The 19,907-nt window shown below is 62.6% G+C and carries 16 protein-coding genes; 4 read left to right on the top strand and 12 right to left on the bottom strand.

What is annotated here, in order from left to right:
* Window positions 1-31: 31 nt before the first annotated feature.
* Window positions 32-2,815, top strand: a complete 2,784-nt coding sequence (locus tag ACYCFC_RS20800) for a response regulator (protein ID WP_459652769.1) — start codon at window positions 32-34, stop codon at window positions 2,813-2,815.
* A gap of 11 nt (window positions 2,816-2,826) precedes the next feature.
* Here the strand turns inward: ACYCFC_RS20800 and ACYCFC_RS20795 are convergent, their stop codons facing one another.
* On the bottom strand, window positions 2,827-4,080 hold the full coding sequence (locus ACYCFC_RS20795) for a cytochrome P450 (protein WP_459654036.1): 1,254 nt from the start codon (window positions 4,078-4,080) through the stop codon (window positions 2,827-2,829).
* Window positions 4,081-4,281: 201 nt separating this feature from the next.
* Here ACYCFC_RS20795 and ACYCFC_RS20790 point away from each other — a divergent pair, with 201 nt between their 5' ends.
* Complete coding sequence (locus ACYCFC_RS20790) at window positions 4,282-5,235, top strand: lysylphosphatidylglycerol synthase transmembrane domain-containing protein (protein ID WP_181082030.1); 954 nt, start codon at window positions 4,282-4,284, stop codon at window positions 5,233-5,235.
* A gap of 118 nt (window positions 5,236-5,353) precedes the next feature.
* Window positions 5,354-6,094: a VC0807 family protein gene (locus ACYCFC_RS20785; protein WP_459652768.1), complete on the top strand. Its 741-nt coding sequence runs from the start codon at window positions 5,354-5,356 to the stop codon at window positions 6,092-6,094.
* A gap of 351 nt (window positions 6,095-6,445) precedes the next feature.
* On the opposite strand, the gene ACYCFC_RS20780 is transcribed toward ACYCFC_RS20785, so the two are convergent.
* Both ACYCFC_RS20780 and rfbD read right to left on the bottom strand, forming a co-directional pair.
* Window positions 6,446-7,345 (bottom strand): AEC family transporter, encoded by a 900-nt coding sequence (locus ACYCFC_RS20780; RefSeq protein ID WP_459652767.1) that lies wholly within the window; start codon window positions 7,343-7,345, stop codon window positions 6,446-6,448.
* 127 nt (window positions 7,346-7,472) lie between these two features.
* The gene (gene rfbD, locus ACYCFC_RS20775) at window positions 7,473-8,396 is read right to left on the bottom strand and encodes a dTDP-4-dehydrorhamnose reductase (protein WP_459652766.1); all 924 of its coding nucleotides are present in this window, start codon (window positions 8,394-8,396) and stop codon (window positions 7,473-7,475) included.
* Window positions 8,397-8,808: 412 nt separating this feature from the next.
* Between rfbD and ACYCFC_RS20770 the strand changes: the two genes are divergently transcribed.
* Entirely contained in the window at window positions 8,809-9,207 is a 399-nt protein-coding gene (locus tag ACYCFC_RS20770; RefSeq protein ID WP_459652765.1) for a termination factor Rho, read from the top strand.
* Between the two features lie 297 nt (window positions 9,208-9,504).
* Here ACYCFC_RS20770 and lpxC read toward each other — a convergent pair whose 3' ends face one another.
* The 9 genes from lpxC to murD all read right to left on the bottom strand — a co-directional run bounded on the left by lpxC (window position 9,505) and on the right by murD (window position 19,906).
* The gene (gene lpxC / locus ACYCFC_RS20765) at window positions 9,505-10,416 is read right to left on the bottom strand and encodes a UDP-3-O-acyl-N-acetylglucosamine deacetylase (RefSeq protein WP_256052819.1); all 912 of its coding nucleotides are present in this window, start codon (window positions 10,414-10,416) and stop codon (window positions 9,505-9,507) included.
* 111 nt (window positions 10,417-10,527) lie between these two features.
* Complete coding sequence (ftsZ, locus tag ACYCFC_RS20760; RefSeq protein ID WP_256052820.1) at window positions 10,528-11,715, bottom strand: cell division protein FtsZ; 1,188 nt, start codon at window positions 11,713-11,715, stop codon at window positions 10,528-10,530.
* A 46-nt stretch (window positions 11,716-11,761) separates the two neighbouring features.
* Window positions 11,762-13,009 carry a cell division protein FtsA gene (gene ftsA, locus ACYCFC_RS20755; RefSeq protein ID WP_459652764.1) on the bottom strand — a complete coding sequence of 416 codons (1,248 nt, stop codon included), beginning with the start codon at window positions 13,007-13,009 and terminating at the stop codon, window positions 11,762-11,764.
* A 12-nt stretch (window positions 13,010-13,021) separates the two neighbouring features.
* Window positions 13,022-13,879: a cell division protein FtsQ/DivIB gene (locus tag ACYCFC_RS20750; protein ID WP_181082038.1), complete on the bottom strand. Its 858-nt coding sequence runs from the start codon at window positions 13,877-13,879 to the stop codon at window positions 13,022-13,024.
* A 3-nt stretch (window positions 13,880-13,882) separates the two neighbouring features.
* Window positions 13,883-14,824, bottom strand: coding sequence for a D-alanine--D-alanine ligase (locus ACYCFC_RS20745; protein WP_459652763.1), 942 nt, complete (start codon window positions 14,822-14,824; stop codon window positions 13,883-13,885).
* Window positions 14,821-16,278 (bottom strand): UDP-N-acetylmuramate--L-alanine ligase, encoded by a 1,458-nt coding sequence (murC, locus tag ACYCFC_RS20740; protein WP_181082040.1) that lies wholly within the window; start codon window positions 16,276-16,278, stop codon window positions 14,821-14,823. Before murC ends, ACYCFC_RS20745 begins: the two co-directional genes overlap by 4 nt.
* Window positions 16,271-17,341, bottom strand: a complete 1,071-nt coding sequence (gene murG / locus ACYCFC_RS20735; RefSeq protein ID WP_459652762.1) for an undecaprenyldiphospho-muramoylpentapeptide beta-N-acetylglucosaminyltransferase — start codon at window positions 17,339-17,341, stop codon at window positions 16,271-16,273. The genes murC and murG overlap by 8 nt, the downstream gene beginning before the upstream one ends.
* Window positions 17,331-18,563 (bottom strand): putative lipid II flippase FtsW, encoded by a 1,233-nt coding sequence (gene ftsW, locus ACYCFC_RS20730; protein ID WP_181082042.1) that lies wholly within the window; start codon window positions 18,561-18,563, stop codon window positions 17,331-17,333. The genes murG and ftsW overlap by 11 nt, the downstream gene beginning before the upstream one ends.
* Window positions 18,563-19,906 carry a UDP-N-acetylmuramoyl-L-alanine--D-glutamate ligase gene (murD, locus tag ACYCFC_RS20725; protein WP_459652761.1) on the bottom strand — a complete coding sequence of 448 codons (1,344 nt, stop codon included), beginning with the start codon at window positions 19,904-19,906 and terminating at the stop codon, window positions 18,563-18,565. The genes ftsW and murD overlap by 1 nt, the downstream gene beginning before the upstream one ends.
* Between the last annotated feature and the right edge of the window lies 1 nt (window position 19,907).

Genomic DNA, 19,907 nt, shown 5'->3' with positions numbered 1-19,907 from the left:
TTGTCGCCAGACCAATGAAGGGACTTCAACCGTGCATCGACTCCGGGTAGCCGTTGCCTTTACCTTCAGCCTGCTCCTGGCTGTAGCAGGCGCTTACCCCGCTTTTGCCGGTACCGAAACGCAAGAGCCTACTCAGCAGGCTGCCCCGCAGAACTGGCGGTTGCTGGTCGACCAGTCGGGGCGGCTCACGCTGAACGAAATTCTGGATCAGCGAAGCCTGTTCCAGCGCATCGAAAAACTTTCCCATAGCGCCCCGGCAAGTGATCAGGCCATCTGGCTGCAGGTCAGCCTGCCGACTTTCGCCCAGCCCCACTGGCTGTGGCTGTTCGCCCCTCGCGTGCAATATCTGGATTTCTATCTGCTACGTGACGGACAGCTCGAACGCCATGTCGAAACCGGCGAACTGCGCACCCCGCAATCACGCCCTTTGCCCGCCCGCGCCTACCTGTTTTCCCTGCCCAATGACGGCCAGCCCCGCGAAGCCTACATTCGCCTGAACTCATCGCATCCAATCATGGCCTGGTTCCAGACCCTCGATGAACGCGGACTGGTCGAGCAGGCACGCCCCGCCTACCTTTTCGGCGGTCTGCTCAGTGCGCTGGCACTGCTGCTGCTCTATAACCTGCTGCGTTTCGCCCGCACCACCAGCTACAGCAACCTGGGGCTTGCCGTACTGCATGGCGCATTGCTGGCGTGCGTATCGGCGAACCTCGGGCTACTGGCGCTATGGCTGCCAGGGCTGCTGCACAGCCAGGCGATGATTGCCGACATCTCGGCCCTGATTGCCTGTATTGCCTTGCTGGCCTTCACCCTCGACTTCTTCAGCCAGCGCCGCAAAGCCTGGTTCAGCCGCCTGCTCGCGCTTGAACTCGGCTTCATCAGCGCGCTGGCGGCAACCATCGCTCTCACGCAGCAGCTCTGGGTCAGCTGGTTGATCTGCGCCACGATACTGCTCAGCGCAGTCAGCGTCACCCTCATCGCCCTGCAGTACTGGCGCCAGACACCGGCGCGCCTGCTGCTGGCGGGCATGCTGCTGTTCGACGCCGGCTTCATCTTCATGCTGCCCATGCTGCTCGGCTTCAATCAGCTCGATCCCGACTGGTTGTCCGGCGTGGTATTCAGCGTGGCAACAGGTGCCGGTCTGCTCTTCAGCCTTGCCGCACATGAACAGCAGCGCCAGATCCAGGCCAGCCACCGCACCCGGCACACGGCCGAGGCCGTCACCAGTGCCGAACAGAAGACCAAAGCCGATTTCCTCGCCAGTATCAGTCATGAAATCCGCACGCCGATGAACGGCGTGCTCGGCATGAGCGAGCTGCTGCTCGACACCTCGCTGTCGGCCAGGCAGCGCGACTACGTCCAGACCATCCATAGCTCCGGCAATGAACTGCTCAACCTGATCAACGAAATTCTCGACGTTTCCAAACTGGAGTCCGGGCAGATCGAACTGGACGACGTACAGTTCGATCTCAATGCGCTGATCGAGGACAGCCTGGGTATTTTCCGCGCCAAGGCCGAACAGCAGAAGGTCGAGCTGATCAGTTTTATCCAGCCACAGATGCCGCACATCGTTGCCGGCGATCCGACACGCCTGCGCCAGACGCTGCTGAGCCTGCTGGAAAATGCTTTCAGGCAGACCGAGGAAGGTGAAGTTCTGCTGGTGGCCGCAATGGATGAAGCCGACGGCCAGACCCGCTTGCGCATCACCGTTCAGGACAGTGGCCGTCCGCTGGAAGCCCAGGAGTGCGAGGCCCTGCTCAATGCCGAGCTGGACAGCCGCGACCTTCTCGCCGCGACCGGACATGGAGGGCGTCTCGGGCTGATCGTTGCGCGGCAGCTGGTGCAGTTGATGAATGGCGAATTCGGCATCCAGACCGGCGATGTCACCGGCAACACCCTCTGGATCAGCCTGCCGCTTACCGCCAAAGCACTGGAGCAATCCGGCAGTGACCTGAATGGTCCGCTCTTGGGCGCGCGTCTGCTGGTAGTGGACGACAACGAGACCTGCCGCAAGGTGTTCGCCCAGCAATGCAGCAGCTGGGGCATGGAGGTCACCACCGCCGCATCAGGCAAGGAGGCGCTGGCCCTGCTGCGCACCAAGGCCCATCTGCATGAGTATTTCGATGCGGTGCTGCTCGATCAGGACATGCCCGGCATGACCGGCATGCAGCTGGCCAGCAAGATCCGTGAAGATTTCAGCCTCAACCACGACATCCTGCTGATCATGCTCACCGGCATGAGCAGCGCACCCAGCAAGATCATCGCGCGCAACGCCGGCATCAAACGCATCCTCGCCAAACCCGTGGCCGGCTACACCCTGAAAGCCACCCTGGCCGACGAACTCGCCAGCCATCGCAGCAGCGTGGCACGCCCTTCGCCCAGCGCCGGGAGAGCACTTCCGATACCCAACGACTTCCGCATTCTGGTGGCCGAGGACAACAGCATTTCCACCAAAGTCATCCGTGGCATGCTGAACAAGCTCAACCTCAAGCCCGATACCGCCAGCGACGGCGAACAGGCACTGGCAGCCATCAAGGCACAGCCCTACGACCTGGTCCTGATGGACTGCGAAATGCCGATTCTCGACGGCTTCCAGGCCACCGCGCAGCTGCGCGCCTGGGAGGCCGCAGAGAACCGCCCACGCACGCCAGTGGTCGCACTCACCGCGCATATTCTCAGCGAGCACCGTGAACGCGCACGCGAAGCAGGCATGGACGGGCACATGTCCAAACCGGTGGAAATGTCCCAGCTACGCGAACTGATCGAGCACTGGGCTGCGATCAGGGCCGCCACGAATCGTACGCCCCACCCCTGAAGGTAATCCTTCTATGGTGCCGGTAAGGATCTGACGTCACTGATGACAAACAGACTTTCCGGCTGAGCAGGCATTCGAGACTCATCCATGTGCAGATCCTGAGCGGGAACCGTGTAACTCATTCGACGCGTCAGCATGCGCAAAGCGCTCGTCAGCAATGCGATCGCCAGGGGCTCACCTGGACAGCGATGCCCAGTCGCAGTATCACCGCCCCCCTGGGTGATGAAATTGAAAGCGCCCCCCTTCCATTCGGCGAAGCGCTCGGGGCGAAACTGCTCGGGCTGCGCCCAGAGTCTGGCGTCTCGATTGGTGCCATACAGGTCCAGCAGCACACGGGTGCCCTTGGGGAATCGATAGCCTTTCCATTCAAAGTCCTCGCGCACGCGCGCCGCGGTGAAGGGAAAGAATGCGTGGAGACGACGGACCTCCTGGGCAAAGGGTTCCAGCGCCGCATCCTCCTGCTGTAAACGTTGGCGCCATTGCGGATGTGCCAGCAATTCCAGCGCCGCATAAATGATAAAACGCGCCACCGCCACGGTCGGCCTCAGCAGGTTAAGCATTTCCACAGCCGCAATCCGCTCATCCAGCGGCTGTCCATCCGGCCCGAGATGCCGGGCAACGACGGCCAACGCCCGGCCTTCATCGATCGACAGCCCCCCGTCGCGTACCTGCGCAATCAGCCCGGCCATCCATCTTTCGGCTTCCTTGCGGGCCTTTCGCGCGTGCCAATGGCGGGCGCCGACACCACCCGCACCGTCGATCAGCGCAGCCAACTGATCTCGACGTGTTTCCAGCTCCGCCGGACCGAGTGGAACGCCCGCCCATGTGCATACCGAACGGGTAAGGATTGCTTGCACCTCGGGCAGCAACGTGACGTGATCACAGCGTTGCCACATCCCGATGGCGGCTTGCCAGTTGGCCTCGTTCATTCGCACCAGTTCGGCGACCGCATCGGGGTTGAGCAACGACATGAACAGCTGCTTGCGATGCCGATGAGCAGAGCCGTCGAGGCCCTGCACCCCTCCCTGGCCAAACAGTGTTTTCTGCAACATGCGTGGGGCGGCATGCTCACGCTTGAACAGCTGCTCGTCGTAGAACAGCCTCGCCGCCTCTTCGCCGCTCATGCAGATAGTGTTCTGCAACAGCAGCCGGACCTGGAACAGGTCCGATTGCAACCGCTGACAGCGACTCGGAATGAATGAATAGCCTTCACGAAGCAACGCAATCGAACTTTCGACGCCCGGGCTGTGGGGAATATCAGGCATAAACCACCTCGGCAAAGAACGGCAACTGACCAATAGACAGCACCCAGCAGCTTCGGGTGCCTCAACCGTCCGCTTGCATGAAATGAACAAAATGCGATGGCCACTGCCGATAAGAAACGAACACCGTATTATTCCGCGGCCAGATCACCTATTGCCCGAGCCCTGCTTCGAGGCGAATAACCATCGCCAAGGAGCCCATGCATGATGAAGAGAAGCGATGCCGCCTGGACCCTGGTCGGCATCACTGCGGTACTGCTTTGCGGCTATCTGCTCTATCAGGAAATTCGCACGCTCTCGCTGGCCGAGCTCGCCGAAAGCCTCGCGGCCATCAGTTACCGCAACTGGCTGCTGGCAGGGCTGGCAACCCTTGGCGCCTATGTCGCGCTCGCCTGGTACGACCGAATAGCCATCGCCCATCTGGGCAAGCGAATCTCCTGGTGGTTCATCACCCTCTGCTCGTTCACCACCTACGCCCTGGCGCATAACATAGGCGCATCGGTGTTTTCCGGCGCGGTCGTGCGCTACCGGGCCTACCGCAGCAAAGGGCTCACGCCACAGGAGATCGGCGTGCTGATCGTATTCTGTTCGCTGACCTTCTTCCTCGGCACCCTGCTGGCCGGCGGCGCAGTCCTGGTTCTGAAGCCTGAACTGCTGAACCGACTCATCGATGTGCAACCCTGGGTATCGACCGCCATCGGCCTGTCTCTGATGTCCCTGGTCGGGCTCTACGTGACAGGCGCCTGGCGGCAGTTGGCGCCGTTTCGCATCGGCAAATGGCGGATCGAATACCCGCGCCTGCCGATCGTCGGCAAACAACTGATTGCGGCCCCGCTTGAGCTTGTCTGCGCTGCCGCGATCATCTATTTCGCACTCCCCGCAGCGGAAAATCCCGGCTATCTGGTGGTGCTCGGCGTGTTTCTCGCCTCCTTTTCGCTGGCCCTGCTCTCTCATGCACCGGGCGGGCTTGGCGTGCTTGAAGTGACTTTTCTGGCCGCGCTTCCGGAGCTGGACACCGCCGACGTCCTGGCCGCCTTGATCGTCTTCAGAGGCTTTTACCTGATCCTGCCCTTCGCCCTGGCGATTCTCGTCGTCACGGTATTCGAAACCACCCAATGGGCGGAGAAGCGCAAGCGGGGCTCGACACCCGGCCCGTAACGGAGCCGTTGAAAACGCAGGTCTTTAACTGATTGTCACGGAACAGCACATTGGCCCTATAGCCAAGCTCTCAGCGACAGGCGATGATTCCGCCCTTAATCGAAACGAACCGACCCAGATGACCGACTCACATACCCGCCAGCCGACCGAGCACAAGCCCCGCCCCCTGATCGACCTGCTGATAAGCATCCTGATCCCTTCGCTGATTCTCATGAAGCTCAGCGGTGAAGAGCGACTGGGGGCAGACGGCGCACTGGTGCTGGCGCTGGCATTCCCTCTCGGCTGGGGCCTTTTCGAGCTGGTGAAATATCGCAAATTCAACTGGATCGCCCTGCTGGGGCTGATCAGCGTGCTGCTGACCGGCGGCATTGGCCTGTTGCAGCTGGACCCGCAATGGCTGGCCATCAAGGAAGCGGCCATCCCCGGGATCATCGGTATCGCCGTACTGGGCTCGACCCGTACGCGCTTTCCGCTGATCCGCACGCTGCTCTACAACCCCAAGGTGCTCAACGTCGACAAGGTTCACGAGCAGCTCGAACGCAACGGCCAGACGGCTCACTTCGAGACCCGCCTGTTGCGCGCCACCTACTTTCTCAGCGGTACCTTCTTCTTTTCGTCCTTCATGAATTACGTGCTGGCCAAGTGGATCGTCAACAGCCCGGCCGGCAGCGAGGCCTTCAATGCCGAACTGGGCCGCATGACCCTGCTCAGCTACCCGATGATCGCCATTCCCAGCATGGCGATGATGATGGCGATCTTCTATTACCTCTGGCGCACCATCCACGGGCTGACCGGGCTGCGCCTGGAAGAAATCATTGCCACTGGCGCGCAGGACGGACAATCCGACAAACAGCCCTGACTGCCTAATAGAGCAGGGCGATCGGGCTATGGCGATGGTCGTTCGATAAAAGCGCTGGAGGCTGGACGAAAAACGCCATGTGCGCTCGAACCTGGATCGCTTGTCGTTCAGCCTCCAGCTTTCCAGTGCTGTTTTCGGCTCTTTGGCGCATAGCGCGGAGGCTGATTTCAACGCGGCATGATCGGGCGCAGTAATCTGTAAACGCCCTCTCAGAACCTGTTCAAAGTCTCGCGAGCTAGAGCAATGCAAGGCAAAAACAGGCGAGGACGCGGAGTTTACAGCTGTAAATGAGTAGTCCGAGCCTGTTTTTAACGCAGCAGTGCCGACGCGCAGCAGACTTTGGACAGGTTCTCACACCGCCATCAGCCACATCCACAATGGCAAGGTGGCAGCCGACAGCAGAGTGGACAGAAAGACCGCCGAACTGACCGCGCGGGTATCTTCTGGATTGGCCACGAAGGCCAGTACATTGACACCACTCGGGCAGGCGGCCAGCAACACCAGCACCGCACGCGCTTCCTGGCCCAGCCCCGGCAGCAGGCCGCTGAAATACCACACCAGCAGCGGAAAGACGCCCAGCTTGACCAGGGTCAGCACCAGCGCAGCCATATTGGGACGCAGGCGATAACGCGACAGACTGAGCCCCAGCACCATCAGCGCACAGGGCAATGCCGCCTGGGCCAGCCAGTCGGCCATACGCCAGAGCGGCTGCGGCAGATCCAGATTGGAAACGTTCAGCGCCGCCCCCAGCAGTAATCCGACGATCAGCGGGTTGGCCAGGTTCTTCAGCAATGATCGGGCACTGACCTTCTGCCCCGAGCCGAAGGCACTGTAGAAGCTCTGCAGTGAAAACAGAATCAGGCTGTGGAACACCAGAATGGCGAAGACATAGACCAGGCTCGCCGCACCCAGCAGGGTGGTTACCAGGGGAATTCCGACAAGCACATTGTTCGAATAGGCGGCAGTCAATCCCAGTGCGGACGAGCGCCCGAGCAAACGCTGGGTAACCAGCCCGACTACGGCAAAGACCGTCAGCACCGGGCCGAAATAGGCCAGCAACAGCATCGGCGACATGCCATCGCCCAGCTCGGCCCGGGCGATGCCGGTGAACAGAATCGCTGGCATGAACAGCTTGAAGGTGATGTTGGCAAGGCCGGTCGCCGCCTCACCGGCGAGCCAGCGCCGCCAGCCCAGCACATAGCCGAGCATGATCAAGCCAAAGATAGGCACAATCGCCTGAAGTACGCTCACACAGGATTCTCCACAAACGACGCGGCCCAATGTCACGCCGCAAAAAGGTCGCAAGAATACCCCGCGCCGGGGGTGAGATCACCTGATGGCGATGACGTCGGAATGCATTGCCGGCCCGCACTGGCCTTCAGGAGTTCGCCGCAGATACCCTGTGTCCGGCCAGCGTGTCGAGCACACTGGCCAGGTCGTCATGCCAGTCCCGCAGGGCGATGTCGAAGGTCTGCTCGAACTTCGTGCAGTTCAGCACCGACCAGGCCGGTCGGCGCGCAGGCGTGGGGTATTGCGCGGTAGTGATTGCCGACACTTGCGGTATTTTCACCAGCAGGCCCCTTGCCGCAGCCTGACGAAAGATCTCCTGTGCGAAGTCGAACCAACTGCACGGCGGATGACCGCTGTAGTGGTAAAGCCCCCAGGCAAGAGTGCCTTTGTGCGCATAGCGCTGAGCCAGTTGCAGCAGGACCTCGGCAAGGCTGCCAGCCTGGGTGGGGCAACCGAACTGATCGGCAACCACCGACAGCGCATCGCGCTGCTGCCCGAGACGCAGCATGGTCTTGACGAAGTTGTGCCCGTGCACGCCATACACCCAGCTGGTGCGCACGATCACATGCCGCTCCAGAACCGCCTGGATCGCGACCTCCCCTGCCCGCTTGCTGGCGCCATAGACACCGGTTGGCGCCACCGGATCGGTTTCACGATAGGCCTCTGGCGTGGTTCCGGAAAAGCCCGTCTCGCCGGAAAACACATAGTCGGTGGAGATATGCAGCAAGGGGATATCGGCCTGTCGTGCAGCCTCGGCCAGCCGGGCCACGCCATCACGGTTGACCGCATAGGCCTGTTCGGCCTGTGTCTCGGCATTGTCGACGTGCGTATAGGCGGCAGCGTTGATGATCAACCCCGGCCTGAACTGGCCAACCAGTTCCTCGATCCGATGGCTATCGGTGATATCCAACTGTTTCCGAGTCATGCCCAGCGCCTCGAGACCGTACACGCGGGCTCGGTCTACCAACTCGTGGCCGACCTGGCCACTGGCACCGCATACAAGGATTCGCATCGGGTCATCACCTCATCGAGAGCTCGTCAATAATGGCGAGCTCGGAATTGTAAAGCAGATTCGATTCACGCTCATCAGGCCGCGCTATGCGCTCAAAGAGCCGAAAACAGCGCTGGACAGCTGGAGGCTGAACGACAAGCGATCCAGGTTCGAGCGCACATGGCGTTTTTTCGTCCAGCCTCCAGCGCCTTTATCGAACGCCCATCGCAGAATGACGCCATAGCGCGATCGCCCTGAAGTACCGTCCTAGTGCGGTCCGTGCCTCGTTCAGGCCCGTTTTGAAGGCATTTGTTCCCAGGCAGCAGGTAATTACAGGGGCTGTTTCGATAGCCGGTGAAACTCGCGACCTGCAGTGCGGCCAAAACAGGAACAACCGGAGTCACCATCACGAATCCGCACGAGGATCGATGTCATGCCCAGAGGCGATAAATCCAGCTATACGGATAAGCAGCAGCGCAAGGCCGAGCATATCGAACAGAGCTATGAAGAGCGTGGGGTAGCGCCCAAGGAAGCCGAGGCGCGCGCCTGGGCCACCGTCAACAAGCAATCCGGTGGCGGGGAGCGCAAGGGCGGCTCGGGACAGAAGAAAAGCGAGACGGCCAAGCGCGCCGACCGCAAGGACTCGGCCCATCGCGCGGCACAGACCCGCACCGGCGCCTCCCCCAACAAGGGCTCGGCACGGGACAGGCAATCCGGCAGCACCTCGCTAACCGATCTCAGCCGCGACGAACTGATGCAAAAAGCCCGTGAACGCGATATCCGGGGGCGCTCGAAGATGCGCAAGCATGAGCTGCTGCAGGCGTTGAGCTGAAAGCGAGCCAGGGTCGATGACCACCTAGCAGGTCGGGTCACGCTTCACCGACCCGACAGGCGAGCGGCCAGGCGCGTTAAATGCTGAGGTGTCAGGCATGAATTGTCGGATTACACTTCGGATCGTCGGATTACGCCTTCGGCTAATCCGACCTACAACAGCCTGCGCCTCGGATATTCGCGGCTGAAGCCGCTCTCATAAGGGTTTCCTCTCACGGGCTCGCAACGGCTATTAACGGGGACAGAGCCTAAAAAAAAGCCACCCGAAGGTGGCCTTGAAAAGGAAAGAGAGTACTGCTCAGCCGGCGGCTGCCGGGCGCATGTAGGAGATCGGCGCGGTCTGGGAGTCATCGAAGGTCACCATTTCCCACGCATCCTTCTGTTCCATCAGGGTGCGCAGCAAACGGTTGTTCAATGCATGTCCGGATTTGAAGCCGCGGAATTCACCGATCAGGCTTGTGCCCAGCAAGTAAAGATCACCAATTGCATCGAGAATCTTGTGCTTGACGAATTCGTCCTCGTAACGCAGGCCGTCTTCGTTAAGCACCTGGTCTTCATCGACCACGATGGCATTATCGACACTGCCACCCAGGGCCAGGTTGTGCGAGCGCAGGAATTCGATGTCGCGCATGAAGCCGAAGGTTCGCGCACGGCTGACTTCCTTGACGAAGGAAGTGCTGGAGAAATCCACGCTGGCAGTCTGAGTACGACCCTTGAATACCGGATGGTCGAAGTCGATCTCGAAACTCACCTTGAAGCCTTCGAACGGCAGGAAGGTGGCGCGCTTGTCGCCGTCCTCCACCGTGACTTCACGGATGATGCGGATGAACTTCTTCGGGGCGTCCTGCTCCTGCAGGCCAGCCGATTGAATCAGGAATACGAAAGGACCAGCGCTGCCATCCATGATCGGCACTTCCGATGCCGACAGTTCGACGAAAGCATTGTCGATGCCAAGCCCGGCCATCGCCGAGAGCAGGTGCTCCACCGTGTCGACTTTGACGTCGCCGCTGACCAGCGTTGTCGACATGGTGGTCTCGCCGACGTTCTCGGCCCGCGCGGCAATCTGTACCGGCGGATTGAGGTCGGTGCGGCAGAACACGATTCCAGTATCCACAGGTGCCGGCTTCAGGGTCAGGTAAACCTTTTCCCCCGAATGCAGGCCGACGCCCGTGGCGCGAATGATGTTCTTCAAGGTGCGTTGTCTGATCATGGCCTGGTTTCGCTAGTGCGCTGTTGCGAATGGTTTCCAACAAAGGCGGGGATCATAGCAGAAGCCCACTTTGCTGAATACCAATCACGCCAATAGTCCTGATAAACCCAATCAATCAGCCTGGCGACGCAGGAATGCCGGAATATCCAGATAATCGAGATCCTCCTGGGGATTCAGCTTGGCCGCTGTAGCGGCAGCATGGGCCTGGTTGCGCATGATGGTCGGGCGATCCAGGTCACGGTAATTCACCGCAGCCTGATCCTGGCGAGGAGCCGAGGCAGCTTGCGACGCGACCGCTGCAGTCTGCACGGTGTTGTCCACAACCTTGACCGGCTTCTCGTTGCGCGGGCCAAGACCGGTTGCAACCACAGTGACATGCAGCTCGTCGGTCATTTCCGGGTCGATGACGGCGCCGACCTTGACGGTGGCCTCATCGGAAGCGAAGGCCTCGATGATTTCACCAACAGCCGCGTACTCGCCCAGGGACAGGTCAAGACCCGCCGTGATATTGACCAGAATGCCACGTGCACCTTGCAGATTGACGTCTTCAAGCAGTGGATTGCGAATCGCCGCCTCGGTAGCTTCACGGGCGCGGTTCGGGCCAGTGGCGCAACCGGTACCCATCATCGCCATGCCCATTTCACCCATGACGGTCTTGACGTCGGCGAAGTCGACGTTCATCAGCCCCGGACGCTGCATGATGTCGGAGATGCCGCGTACCGCACCAGTCAGCACGTCATCGGCCTTGGCGAACGCGGACAGCAGGCTGGCATCCTTGCCGAGGATGGTCAGCAGTTTTTCGTTAGGGATGGTGATCAGCGAATCGACGCACTCGGACAGCTGACGAATGCCTTCGTCGGCAACCTGCATGCGACGACGCCCCTCGAACGGGAACGGACGGGTCACCACGGCCACGGTGAGAATGCCCATTTCCTTGGCCACCGAAGCGATAACCGGCGCCGCGCCAGTGCCGGTGCCGCCGCCCATGCCGGTGGTGATGAACACCATATCGGCGCCCTGCAGCACCTCGGCGATGCGCTCGCGGTCGTCCATCGCGGCCTGACGACCGATGTCCGGATTGGTGCCTGCACCCAGGCCCTTGGTAATCGCGGAGCCCAACTGCAGTACGGTCCGCACATCGATTTTCTTCAGCGCCTGAGCATCGGTGTTGGCGCAGATGAACTCCACGCCTTCAACGTTGTTGCGCACCATGTGGTTGACAGCATTGCCGCCGCCTCCGCCTACGCCAATCACCTTGATGACTGCACTTTGCGGGGTATGATCTACGAGTTCGAACATGTCCCTCTCTCCTTCCAGCTTTCTAGTTGTGGTACTGCCGCACTGCTCAGAAATTGCCCTGGATCCAGCTTTTCAGCCGCTCCACGACAGATGGTTTGGTTTCTTCGGCGAAGTTGCCGAGGCCGGACATGGAGGTGCCATCGGTCTGCTTGCGCATGCCGTACAGCAACAGGCCCACGCCCGTTGAATAGATGGGGTTGCGGACGACGTCCGTCAGTCCCTGGAAACTGTGCGGCGCGCCCAGGCGCACCGGCATGTGAAAGATTTCTTCGGCCAGCTCGACGGCGCCTTCCATCTTCGCCGTACCGCCGGTGAGAACGATGCCCGCCGGCACCAAGTCCTCGTAGCCGCTGCGGCGCAGTTCGGCCTGGATCAGGGTGAACAGCTCGTCGTAACGCGGCTCGACCACTTCGGCCAGTGCCTGGCGCGAGAGTTCCCGTGGTGGCCGGTCGCCAACGCTGGGCACCTTGATGGTTTCACCTGGGCCGGCCAGCTTGGCAAGCGCGCAAGCATAGCGAATCTTGATCTCTTCGGCGTACTGCGTGGGCGTTCGTAGCGCCATGGCGATATCGTTGGTGACTTGGTCGCCGGCAATCGGAATCACCGCGGTGTGCCGGATCGCACCCTCAGTGAAGATGCAGATATCGGTGGTGCCGCCGCCGATGTCCACCAGGCAGACGCCCAGTTCCTTCTCGTCATCGGTCAGCACTGCGTGTGCCGAGGCCAGCTGTTCGAGAATGATGTCGTCCACTTCCAGGCCGCAGCGGCGCACGCATTTTTCGATGTTCTGCGCGGCATTCACCGCACACGTCACCACATGGACCTTCGCCTCCAGCCGCACGCCGGACATGCCCAGCGGCTCGCGCACGCCTTCCTGGTTGTCGATCACATAGTCCTGCGGCAGGGTATGCAACACACGCTGATCCGCTGGAATAGCCACGGCCTGAGCCGCATCCAGCACGCGCTCCAGGTCCGCACTGCTGACTTCGCGGTCGCGGATAGCGACAATCCCGTGGGAATTGAGGCTGCGGATGTGATTGCCCGCCAGACCGACGAATGCCGAATGGATACGACAGCCCGCCATGAGCTGGGCTTCCTCAACCGCACGCTGAATCGACTGTACGGTGGATTCGATATTGACCACGACGCCCTTCTTCAGGCCGCGCGAAGGGTGAGTACCGATGCCAACGATCTCCAGCTCACCATCGGGCGTTACTTCGCCCACCAGCGCCACCACCTTGGAGGTGCCGATATCGAGACCGACGATCATCTTGCCGCTTTGCACGCTAGACATGTGTTTCATTCCTCAATTCTTCGCAACGACGGATAGATCCGCCGCAGTCGGACTCGGCTCGTGCCAGGCCACGGCCAGGCCGTTGGCATAGCGCAGATCGATCCGCGCAATTTTTTCGCTCTCCTGCGCCAGCGTTTGCTGGTAAATGGCAGTGAAGCGACGCATTTTTTCGATTATCTGATCCCTGCCCAGCAACAGCTCGATACCCTGGCCTGTCGTCACGAACCAGCTGCCGCGCGCGCGCAACTCCAGGCGTTCGATGGAAAAACCCAGAGGACGCAACATCTGGCTGAGCATCTGGTACTGCTGCATGACGCGCTGCTGGGCCCGCTTCGGACCATGCAAGTGCGGCAGGTGTTCATAACGGGCCAGGTCACTGGGCGTAAAAGCCTGGCCGCTGTTGTTCAACAGTGCCTCCTCGCCCCAACGGGCGATGGGCAGGTGTTCCTCCAGACGTACCGTGACCTGATCCGGCCAGACCCGACGCACCTCGACATGGGCTATCCAGGGCATCTGTTCAAGGTCGTGGCGCAAGCCATCCAGATCAACCTTGAAGAAGCTGGCTTCGACGAACGGCGCCATGCGCTCCTGCACGGTCAACTGATCGACATAGGTCAGATCACCCCGAACGCTGACCTTGGATATCGGTCGATCGGCATAGGGCGCCAGACGCTCGGCCAGCTCGTAGAGTCCGACAGCCAGCGCCATCAGCAGTACCGGCCAGAGGATGCGTTTCACTGCACCCAGGCTCGGACGCGGCAGACGCGCCGACAGTGGCTCACGCTGCACCAGACGGCTCGCGCCACGCTGCACCGGCTTGCGCGTGGCGCGACCGCTGGCGGGTTGCGAGTGACGCAGCGTGGTAATCATGGGTCAGTTCCCCGCCATGCTGGCATCGAGAATCGCCAGCACCAGTTGCTGGAAATCCAGTCCGGCGGCGCGTGCGGCCATCGGCACCAGACTGTGATCGGTCATGCCCGGAACGGTGTTCACCTCCAGCAGCCAGAACGCGCCGGCGGCGTCCTGCATGACGTCCACCCGCGCCCAGCCGCGAATGCCCACCGCCTCACAGGCGCGCGCGGTGAGCGCCCGCAGTTCCTGCTCCTTGTCCGCTTCGAGGCCGCAGGGAATGCGGTACTGGGTATCACTGGCCAGGTACTTGGCGTCGTAGTCGTAGAAGGCGTGCGGCGTGCCCAGCCCGATTGGCGGCAGCACTTCGCCGCGCAGCGTGGCGATGGTGAATTCCGGGCCCTGGATCCATTGTTCGACCAGCACCTGGGCGTCATAGACGCTGGCCGCTTGCCAGGCCTCAATCAGCTCGGCAAGGCCAGCGACCTTCGCCATGCCGATGCTGGAGCCTTCATGGGCGGGCTTGACGATCAGCGGGAAGCCCAGACTGTCAGCCGCGGCCCGGCAATCGGCTTCGCTGGCCAGCACGGCATGCCGTGGCGTTGGCAGGCCGAGGCTCTGCCAGACCTGCTTGGTGCGCAACTTGTCCATGGCCAGGGCCGAAGCAAGGATGCCGCTGCCGGTGTAGGGAATCCCCGCGCATTCGAGCAGCCCTTGCATGCTGCCATCTTCACCGCCACGCCCATGCAGGACGATGAAGGCGCGGTCGATGCGTTCGCGACCCAGTTGCTGCAGCAGGTCGTCACCGACATCGATACCGAAGGCATCGACGCCCGCCGCCTGCAAGGCCGAGAGCACGGCCGCGCCGGACTTCAAGGAGACTTCGCGCTCCGCGCTCTTGCCGCCGTAGAGTACGGCGACCCGGCCAAATGCCTTGGGATCACGGGTCGATTGCAGGGCAGTCATTCACTCTTCCTCGCGGCGCTTGTAGCGACAAACAGGGGGCTGTTGAGCAGCTGTGGAGCCAACCCGCCGATATCGCCGGCGCCCTGGCACAGCAGGATGTCGCCGGCACGCAGCAGCGGCTTGACCAGCGGCGCCAGCTCGACGCCACGCTCGATATAGATCGGATCGAGCTGGCCGCGCTGGCGAATGCTGTGGCACAGGCGACGGCTGTCGGCGCCGGGAATCGGCTCTTCGCCCGCCGGGTAGACCTCCATCAGCAGCAGCACATTGGCCTCGGCCAGCACCTGGACGAAGTCCTCGTAGAGATCGCGGGTACGACTGAAACGATGCGGCTGATAGACCATCACCAGCCGGCGCTCCGGCCAGCCGTCACGCACGGCCTGGATCACGGCGGCGACTTCGCGAGGATGGTGGCCGTAGTCGTCGACCAGCATCACGCTGCCGTCTTCGACCGGCAGCTCGCCGTACACCTGGAAGCGCCGACCCACGCCACCGAACTCCGACAGCCCCTGAATGATGGCGGCATCGTCGATACCTTCATCGGTGGCGATGGCGATGGTTGCCAGCGCGTTGAGCACGTTGTGCTTGCCCGGCATCTTCACCGATACGTCGAGCGGCTCGCAGCCGGCGCGCAGCACGGTGAACCAGGTACGCATGCCTTCCTGGCGGATGTTGATGGCGCGCACGTCGGCATCTTCGCTGACACCGTAGGTAGTGGTCGGTCGGCCAATCTGCGGAAGGATTTCGCGCACCACCGGATCGTCCACACAGAGCACCGCCAGTCCGTAGAACGGCAGGTTGTGCAGGAATTCGATGAAGGTCTTCTTCAGCTTGCCGAAGTCGCCGCCGTAGGTACTCATGTGGTCGGCGTCGATGTTGGTCACCACCGCGACCATCGGCTGCAGATGCAGGAAGCTGGCATCGCTTTCGTCCGCCTCGGCGATCAGGTAGCGGCTGCTGCCCAGCTGCGCATTGGTGCCGGCGGCAGTCAGGCGACCACCGATGACGAAAGTCGGGTCCAGGCCACCGGCGGCGAACACCGAGGCCAGCAGGCTGGTGGTGGTGGTCTTGCCATGGGTGCCGGCCACGGCGATGCCGTGACGGTAGCGCATCAGCTCGGCGAGCATTTCCGCACGCGGCACTACCGGAATGCGTTGCTCCAGCGCCAGCGCCACTTCCGGGTTGCTGGTATTGACCGCGCTGGACACCACCAGCACGTCGGCGCCGGCGACGTTGCCGGCCTGATGGCCGATAAAGATATGTGCGCCGAAGGTCTGCAGGCGCTGGGTACTGGGCGACTCCCTGAGGTCGGAGCCGGACACCTCATAGCCGAGGTTGAGCAGCACCTCGGCGATGCCGCACATGCCCACCCCGCCGATGCCGACGAAATGAATGCGGCGGATACGGCGCATACGCCGCACTTCGGCCTTGACGGCGGCTGGGGACTTAGCCATTGGCCACCTCCAGGCACATATCGACCACGCTACGGGTGGCATCGGGCCGGGCCAGCCGGCGTGCAGCGAGCCCCATGGTCTTGAGTGTTTCCGGCTGCATCATTACCTCGGTCAGCTGCGCGGCCAGCGCGGCAGCATCGGTCTTTGCTTGAGGGAGAAGAACGGCAGCGCCTTCCTTCGCCAGATATTCGGCATTGCGGGTCTGGTGGTCGTCGATGGCATGCGGCAGCGGCACCAGGAACGACGGCAGCCCGGCGGCGGCCAGCTCGCAGACGGTCAGCGCGCCGGCGCGGCAGATCACCAGGTCGGCCCAGGCATAGGCCTGCGCCATGTCCTTGATGAACGGGGCGACCTCGGCCTCGACAGCGTGCTCGGCATAGCGCGCGCGGGTGATGTCGGCGTGCTGTTTGCCGGCCTGGTGGAACACCTCGGGGCGCAACTGCGCCGACACCTGCGCCAGCGCGGCGGGCAGCAGCTTGTTCAGCGGCTCGGCGCCCAGACTGCCGCCCAGTACCAACAGACGCGGGCGACGGCCAGCCAGCGAATCGCGGGGCGTTTCCAGGAACAACTCCACGCGCACCGGATTGCCGGTGGTACGGCGCTTGTCGCTGTTCGCGAAGGTATCCGGAAAGGCTTCGCACACGCGCCGGGCAAAGGGCAGCAGGCTGCGGTTGGCGGTGCCGGCAACCGCGTTCTGCTCGTGGATGATCAACGGCACACCGGCCAGCTTCGCCGCCAGTCCGCCCGGCCCCGTGACATAACCGCCAAGCCCCAGCACGCAGACCGGCTGCAACTCCCGCATGATCCGTCGCGCCTGCCAGAGCGAGCGCAACAACTGGAACGGGGCCTTGAGCAGGGAGCCGAGACCCTTGCCACGCAGGCCGCTGACCTCGATCAGGTGCAGCGGCAGCCCCGCCGCCGGCACCACTTCGTTCTCGATTCCGCGCGGCGTGCCCAGCCAATGAACCTGATAGCCACGGCTCTGGAATTCATGCGCGCAGGCCAGCGCCGGGAACACGTGCCCGCCGGTGCCGCCGGCCATGATCAGGACGTTAGCGGCCATGGGCGGCCTCCTTTTTCCTGAGCGCAGGCGCTTCGGCGAAATCCGCCTCGTTGAGCTCGGTATCTTCGCTGCCCAGCACCGTGCGGCTTTCCCACTCGATACGCAGCAGCAGCGCCATGCTCGCGCAGGTCACCACCAGCGAACTGCCGCCATAACTGAGGAACGGCAGGGTCAGACCCTTGGTCGGCAACAACCCGACGTTCACCCCGACGTTGATCAGGAACTGACCCAGCCAGAGGAAGGCCAGCCCCCAGGCGACATAGGCCGCGAAGAACTGCCGCGAGCGCTCGGCGGCCAGCCCGATATACAGGGCACGTATGCCGACGAAGGCGAACAACGCGATGGTCAGCAGCGCGCCGACCATGCCCAGCTCTTCGGCCAGCACGGAAAAAACGAAGTCGGTATGGGCTTCAGGCAGGTAGAACTGCTTCTGCACACTGTTGCCCAGCCCCACGCCCAGCCACTCGCCACGTCCGAAGGCGATCAGCGCCTGGGTCAACTGGTAACCGGCGCCGTACTGATCGGCCCATGGGTCGGTGAAGGTAATCAGGCGCTGCAGGCGATACTCCTGGGTCTGTACCAGCACGAACACCGCGCCCACCGCCAGCAGCACCAGCAGGCTGAAGCGGATCAGGCCGACGCCCCCCAGAAACAGCATCGCCACCGCCGCGCCCATCATCACCACGGTGGCGCCGAAATCGGGTTCCAGCAGCAGCAGCGCGGCCATCGGCATCAGCACTAGGAACGGCTTGAAGAACCCCCACAGGCTTTCACGCACTTCCTGCTGACGACGCACCAGGTAGCCGGCGAGATAAACCACGACGAAGAGTTTCGCCAGCTCCGAAGGCTGCACGTTGAAAGCGCCGAAGCCAATCCAGCGCATCGAGCCGTTGACCTCGCGGCCAATGCCGGGGATCAGCACCAGTATCAGCAGCGCGAAGGCGGCGAGCAGCAACATCCAGTCGAACCGCTGCCACACGGACAGGGGCACCAGCAGCACCGCCGCCGCCGCGCCCAGACCCAGCACCAGATAAACCAGATGGCGGATCATGTGGAACATCGAGTTGCCGGCGTTGACCGCGGCAACCTCGGACGACGCTGAGGTGATCATCACCAACCCCAGCCCCAGCAGCCCCAGGCAGCCGGCGAGCATCGGGAAGTCAAGGTCCAGGCCACGACGGCTGAACAGCGGCGAAGGCGCACTACGCAGGAAGGCAAGCATCAGTCGAGCCCTCCTACCGCAGCAGCAAACAAACGACCGCGCTCCTCGAAGTTCCTGAACATGTCCAGACTGGCGCAGGCTGGCGACAGCAGCACTGCGTCGCCGGGCCGGGCGCTCAGGGCCGCATGCTGCACCGCCTGTTCGAGCGACTGCACCCGCTGAATCGGCGCCGCGCCGTCGAGCGCGTTCGCCAGCAGCCCGGCGTCACGGCCCAGCAGAATCACTTCCCGACAGTAACGCGCCACCGGAGCATGCAGCGCGGAGAACTCCGCACCCTTGCCATCGCCGCCGGCGATCAGTATCAGCTTGCCGTCGATATCGCGGCCCAGGCCGTCGATCGCCGCCAGCGCGGCGCCGACGTTGGTCGCCTTGGAGTCATCGTAATAATTCACGCCCCCATGCTCACCGACCCACTGGCAGCGGTGCGGCAAGCCGCCGAAGCGGCGTAGCGTCTCCAGCATCGGCACGAACGGCAGGCCCACGGCATGGCCCAGCGCCAGTGCGGCGAGGGCGTTGGACTGGTTGTGTGCGCCACGCATTTTCAACTCACGCGCGGGCATCAGGGCCTCGAACTGGAAGGCCAGATGCTTCTCGCCATTCTCCTCGACCAGTCCGAAGCCCTTGAAGTCCGGCTTGCCGAGCCCGAACGACCAGACCGGCACCTCTTCGCCCACCAGCGGTCGGCTGAGACGGTCGTCACGGTTGATCACCACCTGACGCGCGCCACGGAAGATCCGGTGCTTGGCCTGATGATAGGCCGGCAGCCCGGCGTAGCGGTCCATGTGGTCTTCGCTGACGTTCAGGCAGGTCGCCACTTCGGCATTCAGCTGCTCGGTGGTTTCCAGCTGGAAGCTGGACAGTTCGAGCACATAAAGCTCGACATCCTCGCTGAGCAGATCCAGCGCCGGCGTACCCAGGTTGCCACCCACCGCCACCTTGCGTCCGGCGGCCTGGGCCATTTCGCCGACCAGCGTGGTCACGGTGCTTTTCGCATTGGAACCGGTGATGGCGATGATCGGCGCACGGGCCTCACGCGCGAACAGTTCGATATCGCCGGACAGCTTCACGCCGCGGTCGGCGGCAGCCTGCAACGCGGGCGTGCTCAGCGCCAGCCCCGGGCTGACCAGCAGTTCGCTGGCGCGGCAGAGAAACTCGACATCCAGCTCGCCGCAACGCACCTCGATTTCCGGGTACTGCGCCTGGAGAGTGGCCAGCTCCGGCGGGTTCGCGCGCGTATCGACGACGGCGAACGGCTGCCCTCGGCGCGCCAGGTGGCGTACCACGGACATGCCGCTCTTGCCGAGGCCGACAACGATGCGGAACTGGTCGGAAGCGATCAGCACT

This window comes from Stutzerimonas sp. NM35, assembly GCF_054604355.1.
The sequence above is the reverse complement of the archived record's forward strand: the minus strand, read 5'-3'. Positions and strand labels throughout refer to the sequence as shown.

Coding starts and splice junctions, on each gene's coding strand:
- ACYCFC_RS20745 (WP_459652763.1), bottom strand. CDS start 14,824: ATGACTGCCCTGCAATCGACCCGTGATCCCAAGGCATTTGGCCGGGTC.
- ACYCFC_RS20795 (WP_459654036.1), bottom strand. CDS start 4,080: ATGCCTGATATTCCCCACAGCCCGGGCGTCGAAAGTTCGATTGCGTTG.
- ACYCFC_RS20770 (WP_459652765.1), top strand. CDS start 8,809: ATGCCCAGAGGCGATAAATCCAGCTATACGGATAAGCAGCAGCGCAAG.
- ACYCFC_RS20750 (WP_181082038.1), bottom strand. CDS start 13,879: ATGATTACCACGCTGCGTCACTCGCAACCCGCCAGCGGTCGCGCCACG.
- murG (WP_459652762.1), bottom strand. CDS start 17,341: ATGGCCGCTAACGTCCTGATCATGGCCGGCGGCACCGGCGGGCACGTG.
- murC (WP_181082040.1), bottom strand. CDS start 16,278: ATGGCTAAGTCCCCAGCCGCCGTCAAGGCCGAAGTGCGGCGTATGCGC.
- ACYCFC_RS20785 (WP_459652768.1), top strand. CDS start 5,354: ATGACCGACTCACATACCCGCCAGCCGACCGAGCACAAGCCCCGCCCC.
- ACYCFC_RS20790 (WP_181082030.1), top strand. CDS start 4,282: ATGATGAAGAGAAGCGATGCCGCCTGGACCCTGGTCGGCATCACTGCG.
- rfbD (WP_459652766.1), bottom strand. CDS start 8,396: ATGCGAATCCTTGTATGCGGTGCCAGTGGCCAGGTCGGCCACGAGTTG.
- ftsZ (WP_256052820.1), bottom strand. CDS start 11,715: ATGTTCGAACTCGTAGATCATACCCCGCAAAGTGCAGTCATCAAGGTG.
- lpxC (WP_256052819.1), bottom strand. CDS start 10,416: ATGATCAGACAACGCACCTTGAAGAACATCATTCGCGCCACGGGCGTC.
- ftsA (WP_459652764.1), bottom strand. CDS start 13,009: ATGTCTAGCGTGCAAAGCGGCAAGATGATCGTCGGTCTCGATATCGGC.
- ftsW (WP_181082042.1), bottom strand. CDS start 18,563: ATGCTTGCCTTCCTGCGTAGTGCGCCTTCGCCGCTGTTCAGCCGTCGT.